The organism is Emticicia sp. 21SJ11W-3, from assembly GCF_024138715.1.
GTDB classification, from domain to species: Bacteria; Bacteroidota; Bacteroidia; order Cytophagales; family Spirosomataceae; genus Emticicia; species Emticicia fluvialis.
In genome coordinates, this window is sequence record NZ_CP092074.1 from 4050614 (window position 1) to 4071457 (window position 20844).

Annotated in this window: 21 protein-coding genes; 9 read left to right on the forward strand and 12 right to left on the reverse strand. The window is 43.1% G+C overall.

Going from position 1 to position 20844, the window contains the following annotated elements; all coding sequences use genetic code 11:
• Positions 1–12: 12 nt before the first annotated feature.
• On the reverse strand, positions 13–2559 hold the full coding sequence (ccsA, locus tag MB380_RS17195; RefSeq protein WP_253528811.1) for a cytochrome c biogenesis protein CcsA: 2547 nt from the start codon (positions 2557–2559) through the stop codon (positions 13–15).
• 66 nt (positions 2560–2625) lie between these two features.
• Positions 2626–3063 carry a hypothetical protein gene (locus MB380_RS17200; RefSeq protein WP_253528814.1) on the reverse strand — a complete coding sequence of 146 codons (438 nt, stop codon included), beginning with the start codon at positions 3061–3063 and terminating at the stop codon, positions 2626–2628.
• 116 nt (positions 3064–3179) lie between these two features.
• Here MB380_RS17200 and MB380_RS17205 point away from each other — a divergent pair, with 116 nt between their 5' ends.
• The 6 genes from MB380_RS17205 (at position 3180) to hemB (ending at position 9426) form a co-directional block, all read left to right on the forward strand.
• Positions 3180–3914 (forward strand): hypothetical protein, encoded by a 735-nt coding sequence (locus tag MB380_RS17205; protein WP_253528817.1) that lies wholly within the window; start codon positions 3180–3182, stop codon positions 3912–3914.
• Positions 3915–4004: 90 nt separating this feature from the next.
• Positions 4005–5303, forward strand: coding sequence for a phosphoribosylamine--glycine ligase (gene purD / locus MB380_RS17210; protein WP_253528820.1), 1299 nt, complete (start codon positions 4005–4007; stop codon positions 5301–5303).
• A 244-nt stretch (positions 5304–5547) separates the two neighbouring features.
• Positions 5548–7236, forward strand: a complete 1689-nt coding sequence (gene ricT / locus MB380_RS17215) for a regulatory iron-sulfur-containing complex subunit RicT (RefSeq protein ID WP_253528822.1) — start codon at positions 5548–5550, stop codon at positions 7234–7236.
• A gap of 30 nt (positions 7237–7266) precedes the next feature.
• Positions 7267–7746 carry a gliding motility lipoprotein GldH gene (locus MB380_RS17220; RefSeq protein WP_253528824.1) on the forward strand — a complete coding sequence of 160 codons (480 nt, stop codon included), beginning with the start codon at positions 7267–7269 and terminating at the stop codon, positions 7744–7746.
• 52 nt (positions 7747–7798) lie between these two features.
• Positions 7799–8428: an LON peptidase substrate-binding domain-containing protein gene (locus MB380_RS17225; RefSeq protein ID WP_253528827.1), complete on the forward strand. Its 630-nt coding sequence runs from the start codon at positions 7799–7801 to the stop codon at positions 8426–8428.
• A gap of 26 nt (positions 8429–8454) precedes the next feature.
• Positions 8455–9426 (forward strand): porphobilinogen synthase, encoded by a 972-nt coding sequence (gene hemB / locus MB380_RS17230; RefSeq protein ID WP_253528830.1) that lies wholly within the window; start codon positions 8455–8457, stop codon positions 9424–9426.
• A gap of 54 nt (positions 9427–9480) precedes the next feature.
• Here hemB and MB380_RS17235 read toward each other — a convergent pair whose 3' ends face one another.
• On the reverse strand, positions 9481–10440 hold the full coding sequence (locus MB380_RS17235) for an SRPBCC family protein (protein WP_253528833.1): 960 nt from the start codon (positions 10438–10440) through the stop codon (positions 9481–9483).
• A 30-nt stretch (positions 10441–10470) separates the two neighbouring features.
• Positions 10471–10965: a dihydrofolate reductase gene (locus MB380_RS17240; protein ID WP_253528836.1), complete on the reverse strand. Its 495-nt coding sequence runs from the start codon at positions 10963–10965 to the stop codon at positions 10471–10473.
• Between the two features lie 137 nt (positions 10966–11102).
• On the opposite strand from MB380_RS17240, the gene MB380_RS17245 reads away from it, so the two are divergent.
• Both MB380_RS17245 and MB380_RS17250 read left to right on the forward strand, forming a co-directional pair.
• Entirely contained in the window at positions 11103–11810 is a 708-nt protein-coding gene (locus MB380_RS17245; protein WP_253528839.1) for a 2-phosphosulfolactate phosphatase, read from the forward strand.
• 65 nt (positions 11811–11875) lie between these two features.
• Positions 11876–12883, forward strand: coding sequence for a dipeptide epimerase (locus MB380_RS17250; protein WP_253528842.1), 1008 nt, complete (start codon positions 11876–11878; stop codon positions 12881–12883).
• A gap of 495 nt (positions 12884–13378) precedes the next feature.
• On the opposite strand, the gene MB380_RS17255 is transcribed toward MB380_RS17250, so the two are convergent.
• From MB380_RS17255 to MB380_RS17270, 4 genes are all read right to left on the reverse strand, one after another.
• Positions 13379–14401 (reverse strand): PmoA family protein, encoded by a 1023-nt coding sequence (locus tag MB380_RS17255; protein ID WP_253528845.1) that lies wholly within the window; start codon positions 14399–14401, stop codon positions 13379–13381.
• Between the two features lie 112 nt (positions 14402–14513).
• Positions 14514–15005 (reverse strand): DUF6691 family protein, encoded by a 492-nt coding sequence (locus MB380_RS17260; RefSeq protein WP_409014598.1) that lies wholly within the window; start codon positions 15003–15005, stop codon positions 14514–14516.
• Positions 15006–15010: 5 nt separating this feature from the next.
• Entirely contained in the window at positions 15011–15568 is a 558-nt protein-coding gene (locus tag MB380_RS17265) for a YeeE/YedE family protein (protein WP_253528847.1), read from the reverse strand.
• 114 nt (positions 15569–15682) lie between these two features.
• Positions 15683–16192, reverse strand: coding sequence for an HNH endonuclease (locus tag MB380_RS17270; protein WP_101728402.1), 510 nt, complete (start codon positions 16190–16192; stop codon positions 15683–15685).
• 204 nt (positions 16193–16396) lie between these two features.
• Between MB380_RS17270 and MB380_RS17275 the strand changes: the two genes are divergently transcribed.
• Positions 16397–16942: a YqgE/AlgH family protein gene (locus MB380_RS17275; RefSeq protein WP_253528849.1), complete on the forward strand. Its 546-nt coding sequence runs from the start codon at positions 16397–16399 to the stop codon at positions 16940–16942.
• 114 nt (positions 16943–17056) lie between these two features.
• Here MB380_RS17275 and MB380_RS17280 read toward each other — a convergent pair whose 3' ends face one another.
• From MB380_RS17280 to MB380_RS17295, 4 genes are all read right to left on the reverse strand, one after another.
• Positions 17057–17554 carry a DUF6691 family protein gene (locus MB380_RS17280; protein WP_253528851.1) on the reverse strand — a complete coding sequence of 166 codons (498 nt, stop codon included), beginning with the start codon at positions 17552–17554 and terminating at the stop codon, positions 17057–17059.
• Positions 17555–17578: 24 nt separating this feature from the next.
• Positions 17579–18154 carry a YeeE/YedE family protein gene (locus MB380_RS17285; RefSeq protein ID WP_253528852.1) on the reverse strand — a complete coding sequence of 192 codons (576 nt, stop codon included), beginning with the start codon at positions 18152–18154 and terminating at the stop codon, positions 17579–17581.
• An 11-nt stretch (positions 18155–18165) separates the two neighbouring features.
• Entirely contained in the window at positions 18166–19566 is a 1401-nt protein-coding gene (locus MB380_RS17290) for a hypothetical protein (RefSeq protein ID WP_253528854.1), read from the reverse strand.
• Between the two features lie 147 nt (positions 19567–19713).
• On the reverse strand, positions 19714–20754 hold the full coding sequence (locus tag MB380_RS17295) for a c-type cytochrome (protein WP_253528857.1): 1041 nt from the start codon (positions 20752–20754) through the stop codon (positions 19714–19716).
• Positions 20755–20844 lie beyond the last annotated feature (90 nt).

Consider the following 20844-nt stretch of genomic DNA (forward strand, 5'->3'; position numbering starts at 1 on the left):
CATAGGTTTAATTCAAATTTCAGATGCCACATCGGCGCCCTTGAGCCTGAATCGCCTGATTGCCGAAAGAACAACCCCTGCAATAACCAGCAGGAAGCCAAACCACAACAAGTTGATATGAGGTTTCTCCAGGGCTTTCAAGACAATAAACTCACGCTGCCCCCTGCTTACCGAAAAGCTAAACTGCCCGGTTGCCGGGTCAATTTTGGTTAGTTGCATGCGCAAACCCATTTCGGTATTTACTTCAGGCTTGCTCCATATCTCACGGTTTCGGATAGCAAAAACCGGGCGCATAGTTATAGCAACGTTTCTGTCAAGCACTTTTACAATGGCTCTGGCGGCGGCATCGCCCTGGCTCAGTTTCATGCCGTCTACCTCATTTACACCCTCTACATTTTCAAGAATGGCCACGTAGTCATTCACAAAAAAAGTATCGCCCACTGCTACGGTAAACTCCTCAGGTACGCTCCACTCTCTGTCTTCGTCTAAAGTTACAAAGCGTACGTGCGTGTAGATATCTTTGTTCCAGAATTTTTTAATATCCGGAGACGCAACATTACCCATTTTTTCATTAATCTGAAAACGAGGATACAGGTTAAAGGTTTTGCCGTCTTTGTTTTTATATTCTACCTGATAATACGTATTCTCGGCTTCATATTCAAGTGTGTCTCCACGATGATAGAAAGTCTTGTCGCCATCTACCACGTCGGCACGGGCAATCCCTTTAAAATTACTGCCCGGCACAGGTAAGATATACTTCTTCTCAATATAACCAGGCACTTTTCTTACATCAACAAACTGGCCTTTATAGGTAAACGAGAAATCGCTAAACTCTGTAGGTCTATTCAGCCAAAGCAGAGCATTTTCTTTGTTTTCTTTATCGTTGCCCTGAAAAATCTCGGCACCTGAAAAGTTTAATGAAATAATTTTAGAATAGGCCGACGAAAACAGGATACCTATCAGCATCAGGGCAATACCTATGTGTGCTATGGCGCCACCGGCTACATTAAACTTGCCTTTCAGAATATCGGTAAGGATACTCATATTAGCTACCACACTAAAAAGTGCAGCCGTTAGCACAATGATATACTGCCAGTTATTAACCTTGGCAAAGGTAATAATCAGTGCCGACAGCAGCAGCGTAATAATAAGCGGGTTAAGCAGCTTTGACAGGCTATCTTTTTTCACACGTTTCCACCAGAAAAACTGCGCTATACCTGTAAGAATGGTTATTACCACAAAAAACCACATCTGGAAACGCGTGTAATGCTCTACCTGATTGGTTGGTAGCGCCATATTGAGCTTTACACCAAATGCCTCGCCGATTTTATTATAAACAGGGATAGAAGTTGTAACAATTACCTGAAACGCCGACAAGGCTATCATTAATACCCCCATGAAAATCCAGAATTCACGCGAGAACGTAGAAATCTCTTTTTCATCTTTCGGCAGGTGTTTCCAACGGATAGCCGATAAAACAACGGCCGCAATAATGAAAGTAAACAGATATAACAGTAATTGGCCAGATAAGCCCAGGTCAGTAAAAGAGTGTACGGATGCATTACCCAACACCCCGCTTCTGGCCAGAAACGTTGAATACAGTATCAAAACATATTGAGCTATAACCAGTATAATGGTGTATTTCAATGCAGAACTGTTGCGGCGGGCCAACATCATGGTATGAAAACTAGCCACTAATATCAGCCAGGGAACATAAACCGCATTTTCTACGGGGTCCCAGTTCCAGTAACCTTCAAAGTTAAGGGTTTCGTAGGCCCATATACCCCCCATCATTATACCAGTGCCAAGTACAACCGTAGCCACGAGTGTCCAGGGTAATGCAGGCTTGGCCCACTCTGTAAATTGCTTGCGCCACAAGCCTGCCATACAAAAAGCAAAAGGTACAAGTGCCAGCGCAAACCCCAGGAAAGTAGTGGGTGGGTGTATAACCATCCAGTAGTTTTGAAGAAGCGGATTCAAACCGCTACCGTCTTTCGGAACAAAATCCGGGTTGGTTTTCCAGATTGGAATATTAGGCATAGACTCTTTCAGTGTAAGAAAAGGAGAACTTCCTACCTTAAAATCACCAAAAATAACTACCCCAAGAATCATTGATGCCAGAAAAGCCTCTACCAGAGTAAAGATAGTCATGGTCGGGGCCTCCAGTCCTTTGCTTTTTCTAAGGGTTGTGTTAATAAGCACTACCCCTACCAGTACATTCCAGAACATCCACAACAGGAAACTTCCCTCCTGATCTTGCCAGAAACAAGAAATGGCGTAGTCAACAGGTAGGCTCAGCGAGGCGTTGTCCCAGGCGTAATGGTATTCAAAATAATGGTTCAGAATAATACCCAGCAAAGTGGCGCAAACCGTTATTACTGCCACCGTATGCACATAAAATGCCCTGCGGGCAAATTTCAGCCAGTCGTCAATAACAGTTTTAGTACCCCGGGTAGTCTGGCGGCTTGCCTGCCAATATGCATATGTAGAAACTAAGGCAGCAACAAACGCGACAATAATGGACAAATGCCCTATACTTCCTAAATATGATCTTAACATAAAATTGATAAACTAAATTTGAAAATTGATTTCCGGTAACCGCCGTAAACGGCATTATTACCTGAATCAATCAAACCATGCAAACCACGGAATTCTGCTTAGAATCAATACCAGTGCCAATCCGAAGAAAATCATGGTTTGTTTGAATTTTTTACCGTTACCCACGGCACGTTTTACACGGGCATTGCCTACTGTTACCAGAATAACCGCAATCAGGTTAATGGTAGGGTGCTCTACCGCATACAGGCGCAGGGTTTTATCTTTCATGGCTGCTTTCATATCAGCAAAAGCCGACTGAGCTATGGGCGACGTAAACAACAAAAGAATACCCAATAAAAACATGGTATGGGTTGCAATGAGAGCAAATTTATTTACTTTCAGGTGTTTTTCTTCAAATGCTTTCTCATTACTAACACCAGAAATACCATTAATGGTGGCATAGGCCAGCAAAATGAGAGTCAGATAGGCAAGGTATGAGTGAATCGGTTGGATGATCTGATACATATAGTTTTTAATTAAGCCGTTTAATAAATTTTTTTGTCAAAATTACGTCATAATCTTTTAATAACATAAATGTTCTGAAGCGAACTTTCGTCGAATAGTCTAATGTTACCATTTTAATGAAATTTATCAAACCCATACTTTTCTTTCTTTTAGTTGTTTTTGTACTCTTTATGGCGGTTTTTCCGCAGGTATTACGCTGTTCGGTTGTGGCTTATGATGATTTCCAATCATTGCAGCCCCGGGTGTATGTTTCAGGCAGCTCTACATTAAAACAGTGCGACGCTCTCCTAAAGTATATAGGCATTGCAAAAAAAAGAGTAAATGATTTCTGGGGTAACAGGCTGGGGCATGCAACCATTATCTTTTGTAATGACCCACAGCAGTATATGAAGTATTGCCGCACTGCCGAGGGTGCAGGCTGCACGATAGGCACACCGGTGGGCTCATGGATTGTATTGAATAAAGACGGGCTGAATGCCGATGTTATTGCGCATGAGATGTCGCACGATGAACTGATGACTCGCCTGGGCTGGTGGAAAACCAGAACCACCATACCTACCTGGTTTGACGAAGGTGTGGCGCTAATGCTCGACAACCGGTTTGTAAACACCACCGACAGCGCCCTGCGCTACAAAGCTTATAGGGCAGAACTCGGTTTTTTGTCGCCGGTACCTCTTGCACTCAACAACCTCAGTACAGAAAAAGAGTTTTTTGGCCAAGGCGAACTGCATACCAAACTGGCTTATCTGACAGCCGCCAGAGCGGTATCAGGCAAGATTGCTTACGGTGGCCGAATAGCCATCATGCACACCGTAGAAAAAGTAAAACAGCATAACCAATTTGAATTTTAGCGCTTCAAACCGTCAATTTTAATTTCCGTTTTTTTCTTTTCCGAAAAACTTCCGACCTTTGCCCCTTTGAAACTTATAATTTTAGATTAAATGAACATTTTGATTATTGGCTCTGGTGGTCGCGAGCATGCATTTGCCTGGAAGATTTCTCAATCTAAAAACTGTTCGCAACTATTTGTTGCACCAGGTAATGCAGGTACGGCACAAGTGGCTACCAACTTACCTCTGGCAGTGAGCGATTTTACCGGTATTGCTGCAGCAGTAAAAGAGCATAATATAGAAATGGTAATAGTTGGACCCGAAGAACCACTGGTTAAAGGCATTGTTGATTTCTTTAAGAAAGACAAAGCCCTTAAAAAAATAAAAATTGTTGGCCCCGATGCCACTGGCGCGCAGTTGGAAGGAAGTAAAGATTTCTCTAAAGCCTTTATGCAGAAATATGGCGTACCGGCGGCAGCTTCTAAAACTTTTACTAAAGACACCCTAGCAGAAGGTTTAGCATACCTTGAAACACAATCGTTACCAATTGTATTAAAGGCCGACGGCCTGGCAGCAGGCAAAGGAGTAATTATTGCCGAGAGCATGAAAGAAGCCAAACAGGCTTTGCATGAAATGCTGGCCGAGGCAAAGTTTGGCGATGCCAGCAGCAAAGTACTGGTAGAACAGTTTCTGAGTGGCATTGAGCTGTCGGTATTTGTGCTTACTGATGGCAAAAACTACAAAATACTACCCGAAGCCAAAGACTATAAACGCATTGGCGAAGGCGACAAAGGCTTGAATACCGGTGGCATGGGCGCTGTTTCGCCGGTGCCGTTTGCTGATAAAGCCTTTTTGCAAAAAGTAGAAGAAAAGGTAGTAAAACCTACCTTGATTGGCTTGCAGGCTGAGGGAATCAAATATGTAGGGTTTATTTTCGTTGGATTGATGAATGTAAACGGCGAACCTTATGTAATAGAATATAACGCCCGCATGGGCGACCCTGAAACGGAGGTAGTTTTACCAAGAATAAAAACCGATATGGTAAAACTGATGAAAGCTACTGCTGACGGTAAACTGGATAAAATAAAACTGACCATTAATCCGAAAGCGGCAATTGCTACCGTGGTTGTGGCCGGAGGATACCCGGAAGACTACCGCAAAGGTGATTTGATGCAGATACCGGAGGCCGAAAAAGACACCATTATTTTTCATGCAGGCACAAAACTGGCAGAGAACAACAGTGTTTTAACCAACGGTGGCCGGGTGATTGTTTCGGTTGGTATGGCACGTACTTTAAATTCTGCCCGCCAGAAATCGCAAAGATTAGCAAAAAACATTATATTTGACAGAAAATACTATAGAAAAGACATAGGCAAAGACCTTTTGGAGTATCTGAAAACAGATAATTAAGGTACTCCGAATCGTTTCAGACGCAAACAACATTTAAGATTAGTGGAATTTTATTCACCATAACTATACACTTATTGTTTATAAAACAGCGTAAACTGACCTCTGCCTATATCAAAACAATGGCTGCAGAAAATGAGTATGACTGAGCTTTATTTTAATCACTAATTAGCTCAATCACTAGTACACTCAATATACTTCAGCTATTGATTAATCAAATAATTCACTCATTTACAATAAAGAGGATATGGGCTGTGGACAATGTTCATCAGGTGGCTGCGGAGCAGTAAAGGCCTTAGACAGAACCGAAAAATCGAATCATAAAACCGTTGCAGGCTGCTCATCAGGCGGCTGCTCAACAGGTGGATGTAATAAAATGAATGCATACGACTGGCTTTCAAACATGGAAGTACCAACCAGTATGCGCTATAATGTTGTTGAGATAAAATTTAAAGGCGGCCGTAAGGAGTATTTCAGAAATACAAACAACCTTGAGTTATATACCGGCGACTTTGTGATTTGTGAAATGCCTACCGGCTACCACATTGGTAGCGTGTCGTTGCAAGGCGAGTTGGTACGCCTGCAAATGATAAAAAAGGGTATTCAGGACGACGAAAACATCAGAAAAATATTAAGAATTGCGCAGGATAAAGACATAGAAAAGCACCAGCAGGCCATTGCCCGCGACCTGCCCACTATGTACCGCGTACGCGAAATTGCCAAAGACCTGAAACTGGGCATGAAGGTGTCTGACGTTGAGTTTCAGTCAGACAACACCAAGGCGACGTTCTATTATTCTGCCGACGACCGTGTCGATTTCCGCGAGTTAATCAAATTACTGGCTGCCGAATTCAAAATCCGGGTTGAAATGAAGCAAATCAGCCTGCGTCAGGAGGCCGCCCGTGTCGGCGGAATTGGTTCCTGCGGTCGCGAATTGTGCTGTTCAACCTGGCTGACTGACTTCAGGGCTATTCCTACTTCAGCGGCACGTTATCAGAATCTTTCCTTGAATCCGGCCAAACTTAGCGGCCAGTGCGGGCGTTTGAAATGCTGCCTTAACTACGAGTTGGAGACTTATCTGGATGCGTTGAGCGACATACCTACTGTAGAAAAACCACTGAAAACCGAGAAAGGTATCGCTGTTCTTCAAAAGACGGATATCTTCCGCCGTATTATGTGGTTCAGTTATAATAACGATATCAACTGGCACTCGCTTCCTATCCATAAGGTAGTTGAAATCATGAAAATGAATGAACAAGGCCTGGTACCTTCGTCATTGGAAGATTTGAACCTGCTCGATACCACTGTATCTGACAGAAACGCACCGAGGAATTCAGATCTTGACCGTCTGGATAGAAAATATACCGATAAGGGTAAGAAGCCTCATCATTCTTCATCTAAAGAGCAAAAAAATGAGGTAAGGCCACAAGGTAATAACCAGAAAACCGGTAACCAGCCACCAGCACAAAAACAAGGCAACCAGCCGCAACAACCCAAACAAGGCGGGCAGCCGGGAAACCAGAATAAACCGCAGAATAATCAGGGGAATAAAGGGGCGCAGCAACCAAATCAGAAGGGTAATCAGCCAAACCAGGGTGGTAATCCCAATAAACAACAGCAGCCCGGCAATCAGGGCGCTAACCAGACCAAGCCTCAGAACAACCAGGGCAATCAGGTAGCTAACCAGCCTAAGCAACAAAACCAACCCAATAAACAGCAGCCGGCCACGCCAAACGCCGGTGGCAACCCGAGCAAACAGGGTGGCAACCCGCCAAAACAGCCGAACCAACCCAATAATCAGGGTGCAAATGCAAATAGCCCGGCTAAACAGCAGAACAACCAGGGCGGGAACAAAAATCAGCAGAGAAATCAGCCGAAAAACAATTCCCAGCCAAATGGCAATAAAAACAATAATAATCCGAATCAGCCCGGCTGAGAATTACGGAACTGAAAATCAATTGATCGGATGAAAAACCTTTTTTTAGGCTTTATACTATGTATGGCGGTGTTATCCTGCGACAGCAACGCCATCTATAAGTCTTTTACGGATTTTAAGGATATGAAGTGGTATATCAAAGATGTGCCGTCTTTTACCTTTGAGGTAACTGACGAAACCATCGATTATGATATCTTTCTTTTAATTAGAAATGCCTCTCAGTACCCATATAATAACCTGTACCTCACCCGCTACATTTACGGGCCGGATGCCAAGCTGATAAGCAACAGGCTAGAGCAGGTTATTTTGTTTGACCCTAAAACGGGCAAGCCGCTTGGTAAAGGCCTGGGTGATATTTTCGACAGCAAGATTATCTCCAGCCGGGGTTTCAGATTTCCAAAAAAAGGCAAATACACTATCAAGCTGAAACAATACATGCGCCAGGATCCCCTGCCTTATATTATGTCGGTTGGTGTGAGTATCGAAAAACCGCTGCCACCGAAACCATAACGGCAGGCATGGTGTTATCATTCAAAGCTGATGTTCCACAAATTAGGCTGCTATGAGTTTCTTACCGCTTTTTCCGCTAAATCTGGTAGTCTTTCCTCATGAAGATTTAAACCTGCATATTTTTGAGCCCCGTTATAAAGAACTGATTAACGAGTGCCTTGAGAATCAGGTAACGTTCGGAATACCCACATTTATTAACAATAAAGTTGCAGGTTATGGCACCGAAGTGCATATAACTCAGCTTTCGAAACGCTATGACGACGGCCAGTTGGATATTAAAACCAAAGGGCTGAGGGTTTTCAGAATTGTTGATTTCCAGAATCCGGTTGAAGGAAAACTCTATTCAGGTGGTGAAGTGGCGTTTGACCAAAATCAGGATTTAAGCGAAGAAATAAATCCGTTTTTATTGAGCCTTGTAGACCGGCTATATAAACTGCTGAAAATAAATATTGACTATTACAAGCCAGACTACCAGCCCTTCAGCTACCGCATTGCCCATAAGATAGGTCTTTCTGTTAATGAAGAATATCAGTTGCTAACGATTCCGACCGAGGCCGAAAGGCAGAAAATACTCATCTCTCACCTGGAACGGATTATACCCGTTGTAAAAGAAATAGAGCGGGCCAAAGAACGCATTGCCATGAATGGCCATTTCAAGGAACTGGACACCCTTAATTTTTAAGTATTCAAACAATACCAGATATACACATGCTTATTCATAGACCCAGAAGAAACCGTAAAAGTGCTGCTATCAGAGACCTGGTGCAGGAGACCACGCTTACTGTCAACGACTTTATATTTCCGATGTTTGTGATGGAAGGCGCAGACATCAGAAGCGAAATTAAATCCATGCCGGGTATCTATCGCTTTTCATTAGATACACTGCTGGAAGAATTGAAAGAAGTAACCGATTTGGGTATTAAATCTATCTGTCTTTTTCCCAATTACCCTGAGGCCAAGAAAGATAAATATGCTACCGAAAGTTATAACCCGGATACGCTCTACCTACGCGCATTGAGCGAGATAAAATCTCAATTCCCTGATTTGGCATTAATGACCGATATTGCGCTTGACCCTTATAGCAGCGACGGCCACGATGGTATTGTTGAAAACGGACGGATTCTGAACGATGAAACCCTTGATGTGCTGGGCAAAATGGCAGTGGCACAGGCGAGAGCGGGAGCCGATATACTGGGGCCATCAGACATGATGGATGGCCGCGTGGGTTATATCCGTGAGTTGCTGGAAGATGAAGGTTTTTCAGATGTCAGCATTATGTCATACTCCGCCAAATATGCCAGTGCCTTTTACGGACCATTCCGTGATGCGCTTGATTCTGCACCGAAATTCGGTGATAAAAAGACTTATCAGATGAACCCTGCTAATGTGCGTGAGGCTTTGATAGAAGGCCAATTGGACATGGAAGAGGGCGCGGACTTCCTGATGGTGAAACCGGCTTTCTCGTATCTGGATGTGATCAAAACCTTATCAGATAATTTCCCATTGCCGATAGCAGCCTACAACGTATCCGGCGAATATGCCATGATAAAAGCCACCTCACAAAACGGCTGGATAGACGGACAAAAAGCCATGTATGAAATGCTGTTGAGCATAAAACGTGCCGGGGCAAATATTATATTGAGCTACTTTGCAAAAGAATTTGCGCAGTTGAAAGCATAATAAGCAGGAAGCCCGGTTTTGCCGGGCTTTTTTGTTTTATTCAACTTTAAGGCATTAAATCTTTCCCTCTCTCTCTGCATTCTGCTTTATATGAATCAGAACTCTCTCATGAATTTTGTGAACTATGTATTCGCTCCAAATCTCCCAGTAAAACGCAGGTTTAATATTATGATAATACCATGTGGTACCTTCCAAAAGAGTATTTCCGTTAGGCAGAGCCGTCAATTTGAATTGCCCTTGTTTTGAAACAAAATAATCGTGAAGGTGTGGTGCATCAATGTCCCAGAAACTTATTTCTTTCATAGGTACGGGTTGTTCTGCCACATCAAACTTCAAAAGTCGCGGTTCATCCCACACTGTAATTGGCTCTACAAAACTACCAGTTGTGAAGTTACAATGTCTTATAGCCCCAACTCCAGTTCCTTTAATTTTTGCATTAATTGGATACGCAATTCCTGTCTTAAAGATAAATTCAGTAGGCTCTGCCAATTTAGGAAACTCTACAACGTTTCTCCAAACAGTTTTTGGGTCAGCTTTTATTTCAATTGAAGTAACGACATGGGTTAAATCCGGCTCCTGTTTGCTTTCTACAAACGCTGTAAGAGGAATAATTCCTATCAACAATATAATTGTTGCTGTTGCATGGCCTGAATTCTTTTTGGTCATAGTATAAGCAATCAGGCTACCAGCCATTGTCATTACAATTGCAATGGGAGCAACCATTATAATACAAACTACTCCCTCCATTGCAAAAATCAATAGACCGAGAACAAAAGCACTGAGCGTGTTGAGTCCGATACGAATAGCAGCACTTTTAGTGATTTCCTTATTAATGCCATACAAAAGAGATGAACAGAACCCAATAAACAGAGGGGTAAGAATAAATAAGGCTATTCCATACTGTTTCATACCGTAAATACCCCAGAGTGTCAACAACCCGGCAATGAGTACAGTAATAACTATTGCAATCCATTTACGTTTTCTGTTGTCTTCAGGCAAAAGTTTTTCTAACATATTCTCATCACAGTTAAGTTGTTAAAAGTATTACTTCCTCACCAATTCCACAATATCAAAATCATACTCATTCTTCTCATCTTTCTGATGCGCTACTCTTGAAACCTCCTGCCATTCATCAGCAGTCAATTCAGGGAAGAAAGTATCCCCCTCAATGTTAACCTTTACTTCGGTGAGATAAATTTTATCGGTAATACTTAGCGCCTGTTCATAGATATTTCCTCCTCCTACTATAAAAATTTCATCGGCCCCTTGCGCTTGTTTTGCCAGTTCAATGGCTTTATCAATAGAATCGGCTATCAGAACCGAAGCATCATCTGAAACCTTATCCGAACGGGTAATAACAATATTGGTGCGGTTGGGCAGCGGCTTACCGATTGACTCAAACGTTTTGCGGCCCATAATGATGGCATGGCCGCTTGTGAGCGTCTTGAAATGCTTCAAATCGGTTGAGAGTCGCCAAAGCAACTGGTTGTTTTTTCCTATGGCTCTGTTTTCAGCAATGGCTACTATTATCGAAATCATCTGTTCAATTTTTGTGCTTGCAATTTAGCGTTTTTAATAGGCTTTTACAGCATTTTTTGGCATATTTGCTGAAATTTTAGTCACTAAAACCGATTCAGATAGCCAGCCTGTTGTCTGAGTTTTTTTATTATCACTGAATGAAAAATATTGACGTTTGCCTCACGCCGGATTTACTACACCTGCATAATATCGACAACTCCATTGTAATTATAGCAGATATCTTTCGTGCTACTTCCTGCATGGTTACTGCATTTGCTTATGGCGTTAAGAGCATTATTCCGGTAGAAACCGTAGAGGAGTGCAAAAACCTGCAGGAGAAAGGTTATATTGCCGCTGCCGAGCGCAATGCCCGTAAAGTAGAAGGCTTTGAGCTTGACAATTCGCCGTTCAGCTACATGAACGAAAAACTGATTGGTGAAAAAATAGCCATGACCACCACCAACGGCACCTACTCTATCACCAAAGCCAAGGCATCGGCAGTAAAAGTGCTGGCCGGGTCTTTTCTGAACCTGAATGCCATAGTTACTTACCTGAAAACGCAGCCTTATGATGTACTGGTGCTATGTGCCGGTTGGAAAGGCCGTGTAAACATAGAAGATACGCTATTTGCCGGGGCATTAATCGCCGCGCTGGAAGACGAGTATTTTGTACCTGAAGACAGCGCCATTATGGCGCTTCGCTTGTACAATCAGGCCAAAGACGATTTAATCGGTTATCTGGCTAATTCATCACATATCCGTCGCCTGCAAAACCTGGGTATTCATAAAGACATTGCCTATTGCCTTCAAAAAGACCTGTACGACGTAGTACCTATCTTAAGAGGCAATGAGCTGGTAAATCTATAAATTTGATGAATGCGAACAATTAATCACTCATTCGCTCAATCACTAATTCGCTCAATGGTTCTCCCATGAAATTGAAATTCCATATTCTAAAGCTGCAAATGCGGCATACTTTTACCATTGCACATGGCTCGAGAGATGATATCGATGCGTTTATTGTTGAGCTGCAAGATGGCGAACACAGCGGCTATGGTGAAGCCACCCCTATACCCTACTATGGTGTAACCGCCGAGGGTATGAGAGATACGCTGGCCGAATACCAGTCGTTAATTGAGAACTACGATTTGCAGAATCCGGAAGATTTCTGGGCAACCATGTACCCTTACCTGAAAGATAATCCTTTTGCGCACTGTGCCTTAGACATGGCTGCGTGGGACTTGTTTGGTAAAAAACTGGGGCAGCCGCTATATAAACTCTGGGGATTATCGATAGATAAGGTTCCGTATTCAAACTATACAATCGGTATTGATACCATTGAAAAGATGGTATCAAAAATGCAGGAGTTCGATTTCCCGATTTACAAAATCAAGCTGGGTACTGACCACGACGTGGAGATTGTAAAAGAACTCCGCAAGCATACCGATGCTGTTTTCAGGGTAGATGCCAACTGCGCCTGGGGCGTGGAAGAAACCATCAAAAATTCTATTGAATTCAGCAAACTGAACGTAGAGTTCATTGAGCAGCCGATGGCAAAAGGTGAGTACGCATCTATGGAAGAAGTAATGAAGCACTCTGTTTTACCACTGATTGCCGACGAAAGCTGCATCGTGGAAGAAGATGTAAAAAAATGCTTCGGGCGTTTCCACGGCGTAAATGTAAAACTGGCTAAGTGCGGTGGTTTAACACCCGCAAGAAGAATGATAGCCGAAGCCCGTGAGTTAGGCATGAAAGTAATGTGCGGCTGCATGACCGAAACCAGCATTGGTATTTCGGCCATCGGGCAGTTATTGCCGTTATTAGACTACGTAGATATGGATGGCTCTATCCTGATTGCCAACGACCCTGCTACGGGTGTATATCTTGATAAAGGCAAGCCCATCTTCCCGAATGTGAATGGTACGGGGGCGTTGTTGTAAGAATTATTTTTTAAATGATAATGGGTTAAAAAGTCCCGTCAGGGACTACATATCAGTAGAAAATTAATACGTAAAACCCATTCGAAATCCCGTAGGTAGGATATGTTAATATATCATCCCTACGGGATTTCGAGCTTATTAAGAGACCTCTTTTCCTACAGATATACTATCACTACGTGATACTTTTCCTGCTAACTTTTCGCGTCAACTAGTCATAAATTATTATGCCAACAGTAGGTTAAAAAGTCCCGTTAGGGACGAAATATCAGTAGAAAATTAAGACGTAAAACCCATTCAAAGTCCCGTAGGGACGGTATATTAATAAATCGTCCCTACGGGACTACATAACTTTGTTAGAGGGCTTATAACTACAGATATATTATCACTACGTGATACTTTTATCGAACTTATAAATATTTACTAATGGAATTATCTGAAACAAGAAAGGGTGTCTCGAATAATCGTGACACCCTTTCCTGCTATTTAATCTATCTCTTACTTGCCAAAATCTGTTTCCAGTTTATTTAAGTCAGCATCAGACACCTCGCCAGATGTTACTACCACTCTGTAACGGAAGGTAGTAGATTGTTTCGGTGCCAAAGTCAGATTCAATGTCTCTTTACCGTTTGAGAATACTTTTTGTCCCAATGGATTCACCGAGAAAAGACCGTATCCGCGTGAATGCCAGTAAGCCGGGTACCCCGGATTTTTAGGGTGGTCAATAATGGCTACCGATATTTTCTCGTCACCAATCTGGCCTCTCAGGTTTACCCACTCCGAGCGTTTTGCCCAGGTCGCTTCTCCTTCGATACCTTCTTTGTTCCGATAGCTTCCTACAATACCCTTGTTGTCTAGCACAGGCACTTTAGTAGCCACACCACTGGCATCAGTAAATACTTCTGGCTTGTTTGATGGGTGTTCCAGTTCTCTGGCTACGCGAATCGCAAATAAGCCGTCTTTCACATCTTTAAACACCACCTCTTTATCAGCTGCTGTAAGTGTGGTAGCTCTGTCTATAATCCGTTGGTTACCTGTACCCTGAAAAGTATAAGTAGTTTCTTCTGTCAGCATTACTTTGCCCTCTTTATCCAGCCAGTTGGCAGTTACTACCAATATACCTTTTTTACCTGATTTTACTGATTTGATACCCGTATGCACAATAGTACCATAAGTACCCTTGGCGCTGGGTGGTGTGTTAGAGTTATTCCAGAAATCATGGCCGTTTACGTCTTCGTAGTTCAACCAGATACCTACATGGTGTGGATGGTCAACTCTTTCGCCCGGACGAGGGTCCAGCGGCCAGCCACGGGTAATCAATGTTCCTTTTGACGTATAAACCGGATACAAAACAGCCTTTTTGAGTACATCCGGACCCGGATAAAAGTAAGAAGTAAAAGGTTTACCGTCTATTAATACATTTACTTTCTTGCCCGTATCGTCTCTTACCAGCTTCACTTCTTTGGTTTGAGCAAAAAGCATTGCCGGACTCAACAGTAATAACAACAATAATTTTTTCATGAGTATATCGGATTGAAATAATGATAGAGCAAATTAAGCAAGCATTTGCTAATGTCTCTACCCATATATTAGCTTTTTATTATATTTTTTTGACTTTAAATAAGCCATTTGCTCAATGCGGTAGTTTTTCTCTGATTAAACCGTAAAACCAGGTTCCGGCCAGTGCGCTTAATAAAGTAACAATAAACACGGTAACTCCAGTACCTATCTGCGCATAAATAGGCCCCGGGCAAGCCCCTGTTAACGCCCAGCCAAAGCCAAAGAGCAAACCGCCATATATCTGCCCTTTGCTGAAAGGCTTCGGGTCTAGCTTAATGGTTTCGCCGTTAAGGCTTTTTATATTTAATCTTTTGATAATCTGTACTGATATGGCACCCACCACTACAGCTGTGCCTATTACGCCGTACATGTGAAAAGATTCAAGCCGGAACATCTCCTGAATGCGGAACCACGAAATAACCTCGGCCTTAACCAGCACAATACCAAAGCCCATACCAAACACAAGGTATTTCAGCAAACTGGCAGGGGTAATTTTCCTGGGAGCCTCTTCTGCCAGATTCTGTGTTTCAAAATCTAACTGGTCTATATCTTTAATATCTTTCATGTTGCTCATTTTAAATAGGGTATTACAAACCAGGTAACTATAAAACCACCTGCCATAAAACAGATAGTGGCTATAAGCGAGGGTAATTGCAGATTAGACAAACCCATAATAGAATGCCCCGAAGTACAACCACCTGCATAGCGGGTGCCAAAACCTACCAGAAAGCCCCCTACTACCATAAATATGAATCCGCGAATGGTCAGTAGGTTTTCCCAGCTGAACAAATCGGTGGGTACCAGAGCGCCGTACTCCTGAATACCAATAGATTGCAGATAAGCACGGGTGCTGTCGGCTATTTTTACAGGTTCAGGGTTAGTAAGCAGATGCGCCGCTATCCAGCCACCGATAACTACACCGGCTACAAAAACCAGATTCCAGCTTTCTTTCTTCCAGTCATAATTAAAGTAAGGAATTTTAGCGGGCAGAATAGCTGCACAGATATGCCGCATAGACGACGAGATTCCGAAAGCCTTATTGCCGGCTACTAAGAGCAAAGGGACAAAAAGACCTATAATGACACCGGCTACTGACCAATGCCAGGGCTGTTTGAGAAGTTCGAGCATATTACAATAGTTTTATGCACAAACCTACAAAATAATCTACTACAATTATAGACTACTTATTGATTAGTTTATGCTAATAAACTACCGGCATGATAATACAATGAGTTTAAAGCCTTAGGTTTTCTCTCTGATACCCAGAAAAGGAACCCAGTTCTCCTCTATGGAGCCTGCGAAATCGCGGAGGAACATAATAAATGAGGGCTTGTAGGGTCTTCGGGAGAGAGAGAGGTTTGCTTCTTCAGGGGAAAGGTCGCCTTTTCGGGAGTTGCAACGGCGACAGGCGGTTACCAGGTTATCCCAGTTTGTTTTTCCGCCTTTTGATTTAGGTGTCAGGTGGTCGAGGGTGAGGTCTTCGTGGCTTCCGCAGTACACACATTTGTTACCGTCCCGCCTGAATACATTCTGCCTGCTGAGCATCACACCTTTGAACGGTAAACTTACGTAACGGTGAAGCCTGATAACTGAGGGGAGCGGATAAGTGCTACTGACGGTCCGGAGGTAGCCCCGCTGGGAGTCTGATACCAGTTCAGCTTTGTTGAGGTACACTAACGAAAAAGCTTTGGGAACGGTACAGATACTTAATGCACTATAGTCGGCATTCAAAACTAAAACTTTCCTGCCCATATAACTATTAAGATTAAAAGTTCAATTCGCAAGGCAATATAGTTCATAAATTTTAAATTTACAATAGCAAGATTTTCAGGAAATTGTTTTTTCGTTAGTCTGAAAACCTCTATTTTGGAGAATGTTTTCAGAGCGGTTGCTAAAGCGGTGTTTTGCTAACCCGCCCGAATACAAAAATATTTTTTTACACATAAGCCAAGGAATATGCCGGTAGGTAAAGGGAAATTATTAATTGCTGAACCGTTTTTAGGTGACCCCAATTTTGAACGGAGCGTTGTGCTATTGTGTGAACATAACGCGCAGGGGTCTTTCGGGCTGGTACTGAACCAGACCACTAACCTGAAACTGGACGACGTATTGGAGAATATTTACGGAGACCTGCCTTTATTTCTGGGTGGCCCCGTTGAACAGAACACTTTGCACTTTATTCATCGCCTTGGTGATGAAATTGAAGGGGCTGTTTCGCTGGGTGGAGGTATCTACTGGTCAGGAGATTTTGAAAGCGTGAAAACACTGATTAACATCGGTAAAATTACAGAAAAAGACATTCGCCTTTTTGTAGGATATTCGGGGTGGTCGGCCGGGCAACTGGATGACGAAATGAAGCGCGATTCATGGATTGTTACAGAAACCAATGCCCATTTTATTTTTGATACCCCGGCAGACCAGTTCTGGCGTTCGGTGCTTAAAAACATGGGTGGCGAATACAAGGTGTTATCTAACTATCCAACCGACCCAAGGCTGAATTAATGGCAGATATACTTTTCTAAATATGATATCTGATTCAGTTAAAATCTATGTTAAGAAAATAACTCCGGAAAAAACATCCGGAGTTATCTCAACATTTAACCATCTAAACCTCGGTCAGTTAGGGAGCTTATCTTTCAAAAAACCATACACCCAGGTGCCTGCCACTGCACTGGCCAATGTAACAAGTACCACAACAAAGCCACTCCCGATCTGAGCAAAAAGCGGGCCCGGACAGGCGCCCGTTAGTGCCCAACCCAACCCGAAAATCAAACCGCCGTAAATCTGACCTTTCTGGAATTTCTTGGGGTGGAAAATCACCTCTTCTCCATTCATAGTTTTAATGTTGTATTTTTTTATCAGATAGACAGATACCATACCTACCAGAATGGCGCTTCCTATTACGCCATACATGTGGAAGCTCTGAAACCTGAACATCTCCTGAATACGAAACCAGGAAATGATTTCGGCCTTCACAAAAACAATACCGAAGGCTATGCCTACCACCAGATATTTCAGGTTTTCCAAAGGGCCTTCGGCTCTTTTCATATCGTTAGGGGCTTCACATATAAAGGGTTCCCCGCTTATTTCAATCTGCTCTTTAGTGGTTTTCATTGAAGTACAAAGTGGTTTTAATGCTTAAACAAGTTTTAAAATATGTGGAAGAACGAGGTGCGTCATAAAAATGCCCCCAGCCATAAAACAGCAGGTAGCCACCAGACTGGGCCATTGCAGATTAGACAACCCCATAATGGCATGGCCGGAAGTACAGCCGCCTGCATAGCGCGTACCAAAACCAACCATAAAACCACCCACCACAAAAAACACAAAGCCTTTTAGGGTAAACAACTCTGCTACTGCAAACAAATCGGCGGGCATTAAGCCGCCGAAATCTTTTATGCCGAGCGCTTTAAGGTCTGCTATGGTATTTTCAGACAACACAAAGGCATTCGGATTCTCAAGAAAATGGGTGGCTATCATTCCTCCAAAAAATACCCCCAATACAAAAACCAGATTCCATATTTCGTTTTTCCAGTTGTATTTAAAAAAAGGAATATCTGCCGGAAAACAAGCAGCGCATATATGCCGCAAAGAAGAAGAGATACCAAAAGATTTGTTGCCAATTAATAGCAGTGTGGGTACTGTAAGACCAATAAGCGGCCCGGCAACATACCAGGGCCAGGGTTGGGTAATCAGTTCGAGGATTTCTTTCATAAGGATTTTTTTTAGAATTGGTAATTTGTAATTAAGTTCAGGTGTGTCATATTCACTTTGTTGAATATAAATTTCATGTTCTGGTAGGTTTCACCCGTGGCGTCTTTCCTCACCAATAACAGGCGGGTGCTAAGGCCACGCAGGTATTGGCCGAACTTATGGGTAACTGAAAGATTCAACTGGGTGTACGATGGCATTCCGTATTTATTAAGGTTGTAGTTCTTTACATCAGGCAATTGATAATACCCTCCGCTTATTTCCAGACTCAAATCAGACCTTAACTGCAGGGCACTGTTAATTGAAATGGCAGATAAATCGCCGAAACCATCGTTTCTCTCGCGGGGCATAAAAGTATAGAAGGGTTCTTTGCCCCATTCTCTGGGCATCAGGTATCTGCCCTTGTCAGTAATTCTGGTTACGTTTACGAACCAGCTGAAATTTTTCGCCTGCCGGCCGAACCGACCTGAAAACACCTGCGCACCACCACTGGGCAAGGCATAAGTTTTGGCCGGGTCTGCATTACCGCCATCGGCCAGCGTATGCTGAAAAACAGCCTGCGCTCCTGCAAACCAGTTAAATCCTGCCTGGGGTACCGACCTCCATTCAACCTGAGCAAAGGCAGTATTCAGTACCTGGTCCAGATAAGTATCCCAAAGTTGTAATTGCCAGTTTTTTCTGGTAAATGTTAAACCCAGTACACCAATGCCGCGGGTTGTGATGTTATTTTTATAAGCAGAGACCGAGCCGTCAGGGTTTACACCCATCGAATAAACCCCCATACTTTTGCCTACTGAAAACCATTTAATAGTTGAACGAGGTGAAATTTTACCGATGTATTCGGCATGAATGGCCAGATTTTGGTTGGGCTTCCAGTCTGTCACCACAGCTTCTATCAGCGTAGGTTGCATTCTGCCATCCTGCACGTTTAAAAATGGGCTTGACGGGTACTGCCTGCCTGCCGTGATATTCAGTTTCCTGCCTGCTCTGAATCTAAAGTAAAGTTCTTCCAGGCGAGTCTGGTCCTTGCCGGAGTTCGGGTCTTCTAAATTAAAAAGCCCTACTTCATAGCGGTTTACCTGCCTGGTTGTGGGGTCTGGTTTCAGCATGTCTGATGCCCACAGGTTAAACTGCGTAAAACCGCTGATGCCCATACTGAAATGTTTGAAAAAAACGGGCGACTCATAACCGATACCTGCACCGGCTGCCCAGGCGAAATAATCGGTCAGCGCCCCCTGATTAACGGTGGCAGAAAAATAATTCCGCACTCTGCCATAAAGCCTGCCATTTTTAATCAGCTTGTAAGCTATTATTGAAGTATCCGTTTTAATCACAGCCTTCTGCTCCTGCCCTTTTAGCATTTGTACTGGTATAAAAAACAGGCACAGCAGGTAAACCACACTTATTTGCCTCATGTATCAGTAATTAGTATTACAAAACTACGTGGCCTGGTTGGGCTGTACCGTGACAAATGTTACATTCTGAAAGGAAAAGTAAATAAAAACAGTACCCCGGCTGCGAGATACTGTTCATTAATTATCCAATATATTAAAATTGTCTTGTTAGTGATGAGATGCCTTCCAGTCTTTAATAGGCTTGAAAGGCCCGTATTTATGCTGAACCTCTGAGAACGGGTCGGCATAAGGCCCAAAAGGATGGTCAAAAGGCTTTGCGGCAACTTTGGGCCAGTCATGACTTAAATCTTTGGTTGGTCTGGGCATAGTGTTCACAAAAGCGGCTACATCCCATGCTTCCTCGTCGGTTAGTTGCGGCTTATCAAAAGAAGCCCCCAAAGGCATATTTAACTTTACATAACCGGCAAAGTTTGATATCCGGAATAACCCAGCCCCAACATTATAACTATGTGGCCCCCACAACGGCGGAAAACTATACTCTCTACCGCTTTCGGCCAGCATACCCTCTCCGTTTTTCTGGTGGCAGCTGGCGCATTTTTGCTCATACACAGCCTTACCTTTAATGGGGTCTGCTGCGCGGTCAAGCAATTTAAGTTTAAAAATGCCTGTACCTTTGGGTGTGGTTTTATGCGGCACATCAGCGCCTAACCATTTAATATAAGCCAGAATTGCCTTCATCTCTTTACTGGTGGAATCAAGCGGATGTCCGTTCAGGCTGCGTTCAAAACAATCGTTAACCCGCTTTACCTGGTTCTCTTTAGTACCCGAACGTTCTCTGAATCTTGGATAATTGGCTTGTACTCCAAAATAATTATTTCCCCAGGGTTTGGTTCCGGCCTCCAGATGGCAGTTCTGGCAGTTCATCCCGTTTGATATAGCCGCCACGCTGCCCTTTGGCCCCAGATAGGCCGAAGTATGGGCTATCAGTTCACGGCCATACTTAATGCTTTCCTGTTCGTCAACGGCAAGGCGGCTTAATCGCCAGTCGGACGGCGCACTCCACACATTTATAAAATTAGAATCTGCCGCAACGTTGGCAAGCTGTTTTGTTTTTGTGAAAACTCTTTTTGAATGAGGAAAATAAAGCGTATAAATTAATGCGGCAATAGAAACAAAAACAAGCAGAACCGATAAGCGCAGAACCAGCGAAACCCTTCTGATTTGTTTTTGTAAAAGCCTGATATCCATGATGGGTGTTTTTTGCTGCAAAATAATGATATAAATCTGTACTTAATATGGCTTAGAAAACTTTTCTACAACCCCACAAACTTTACAATA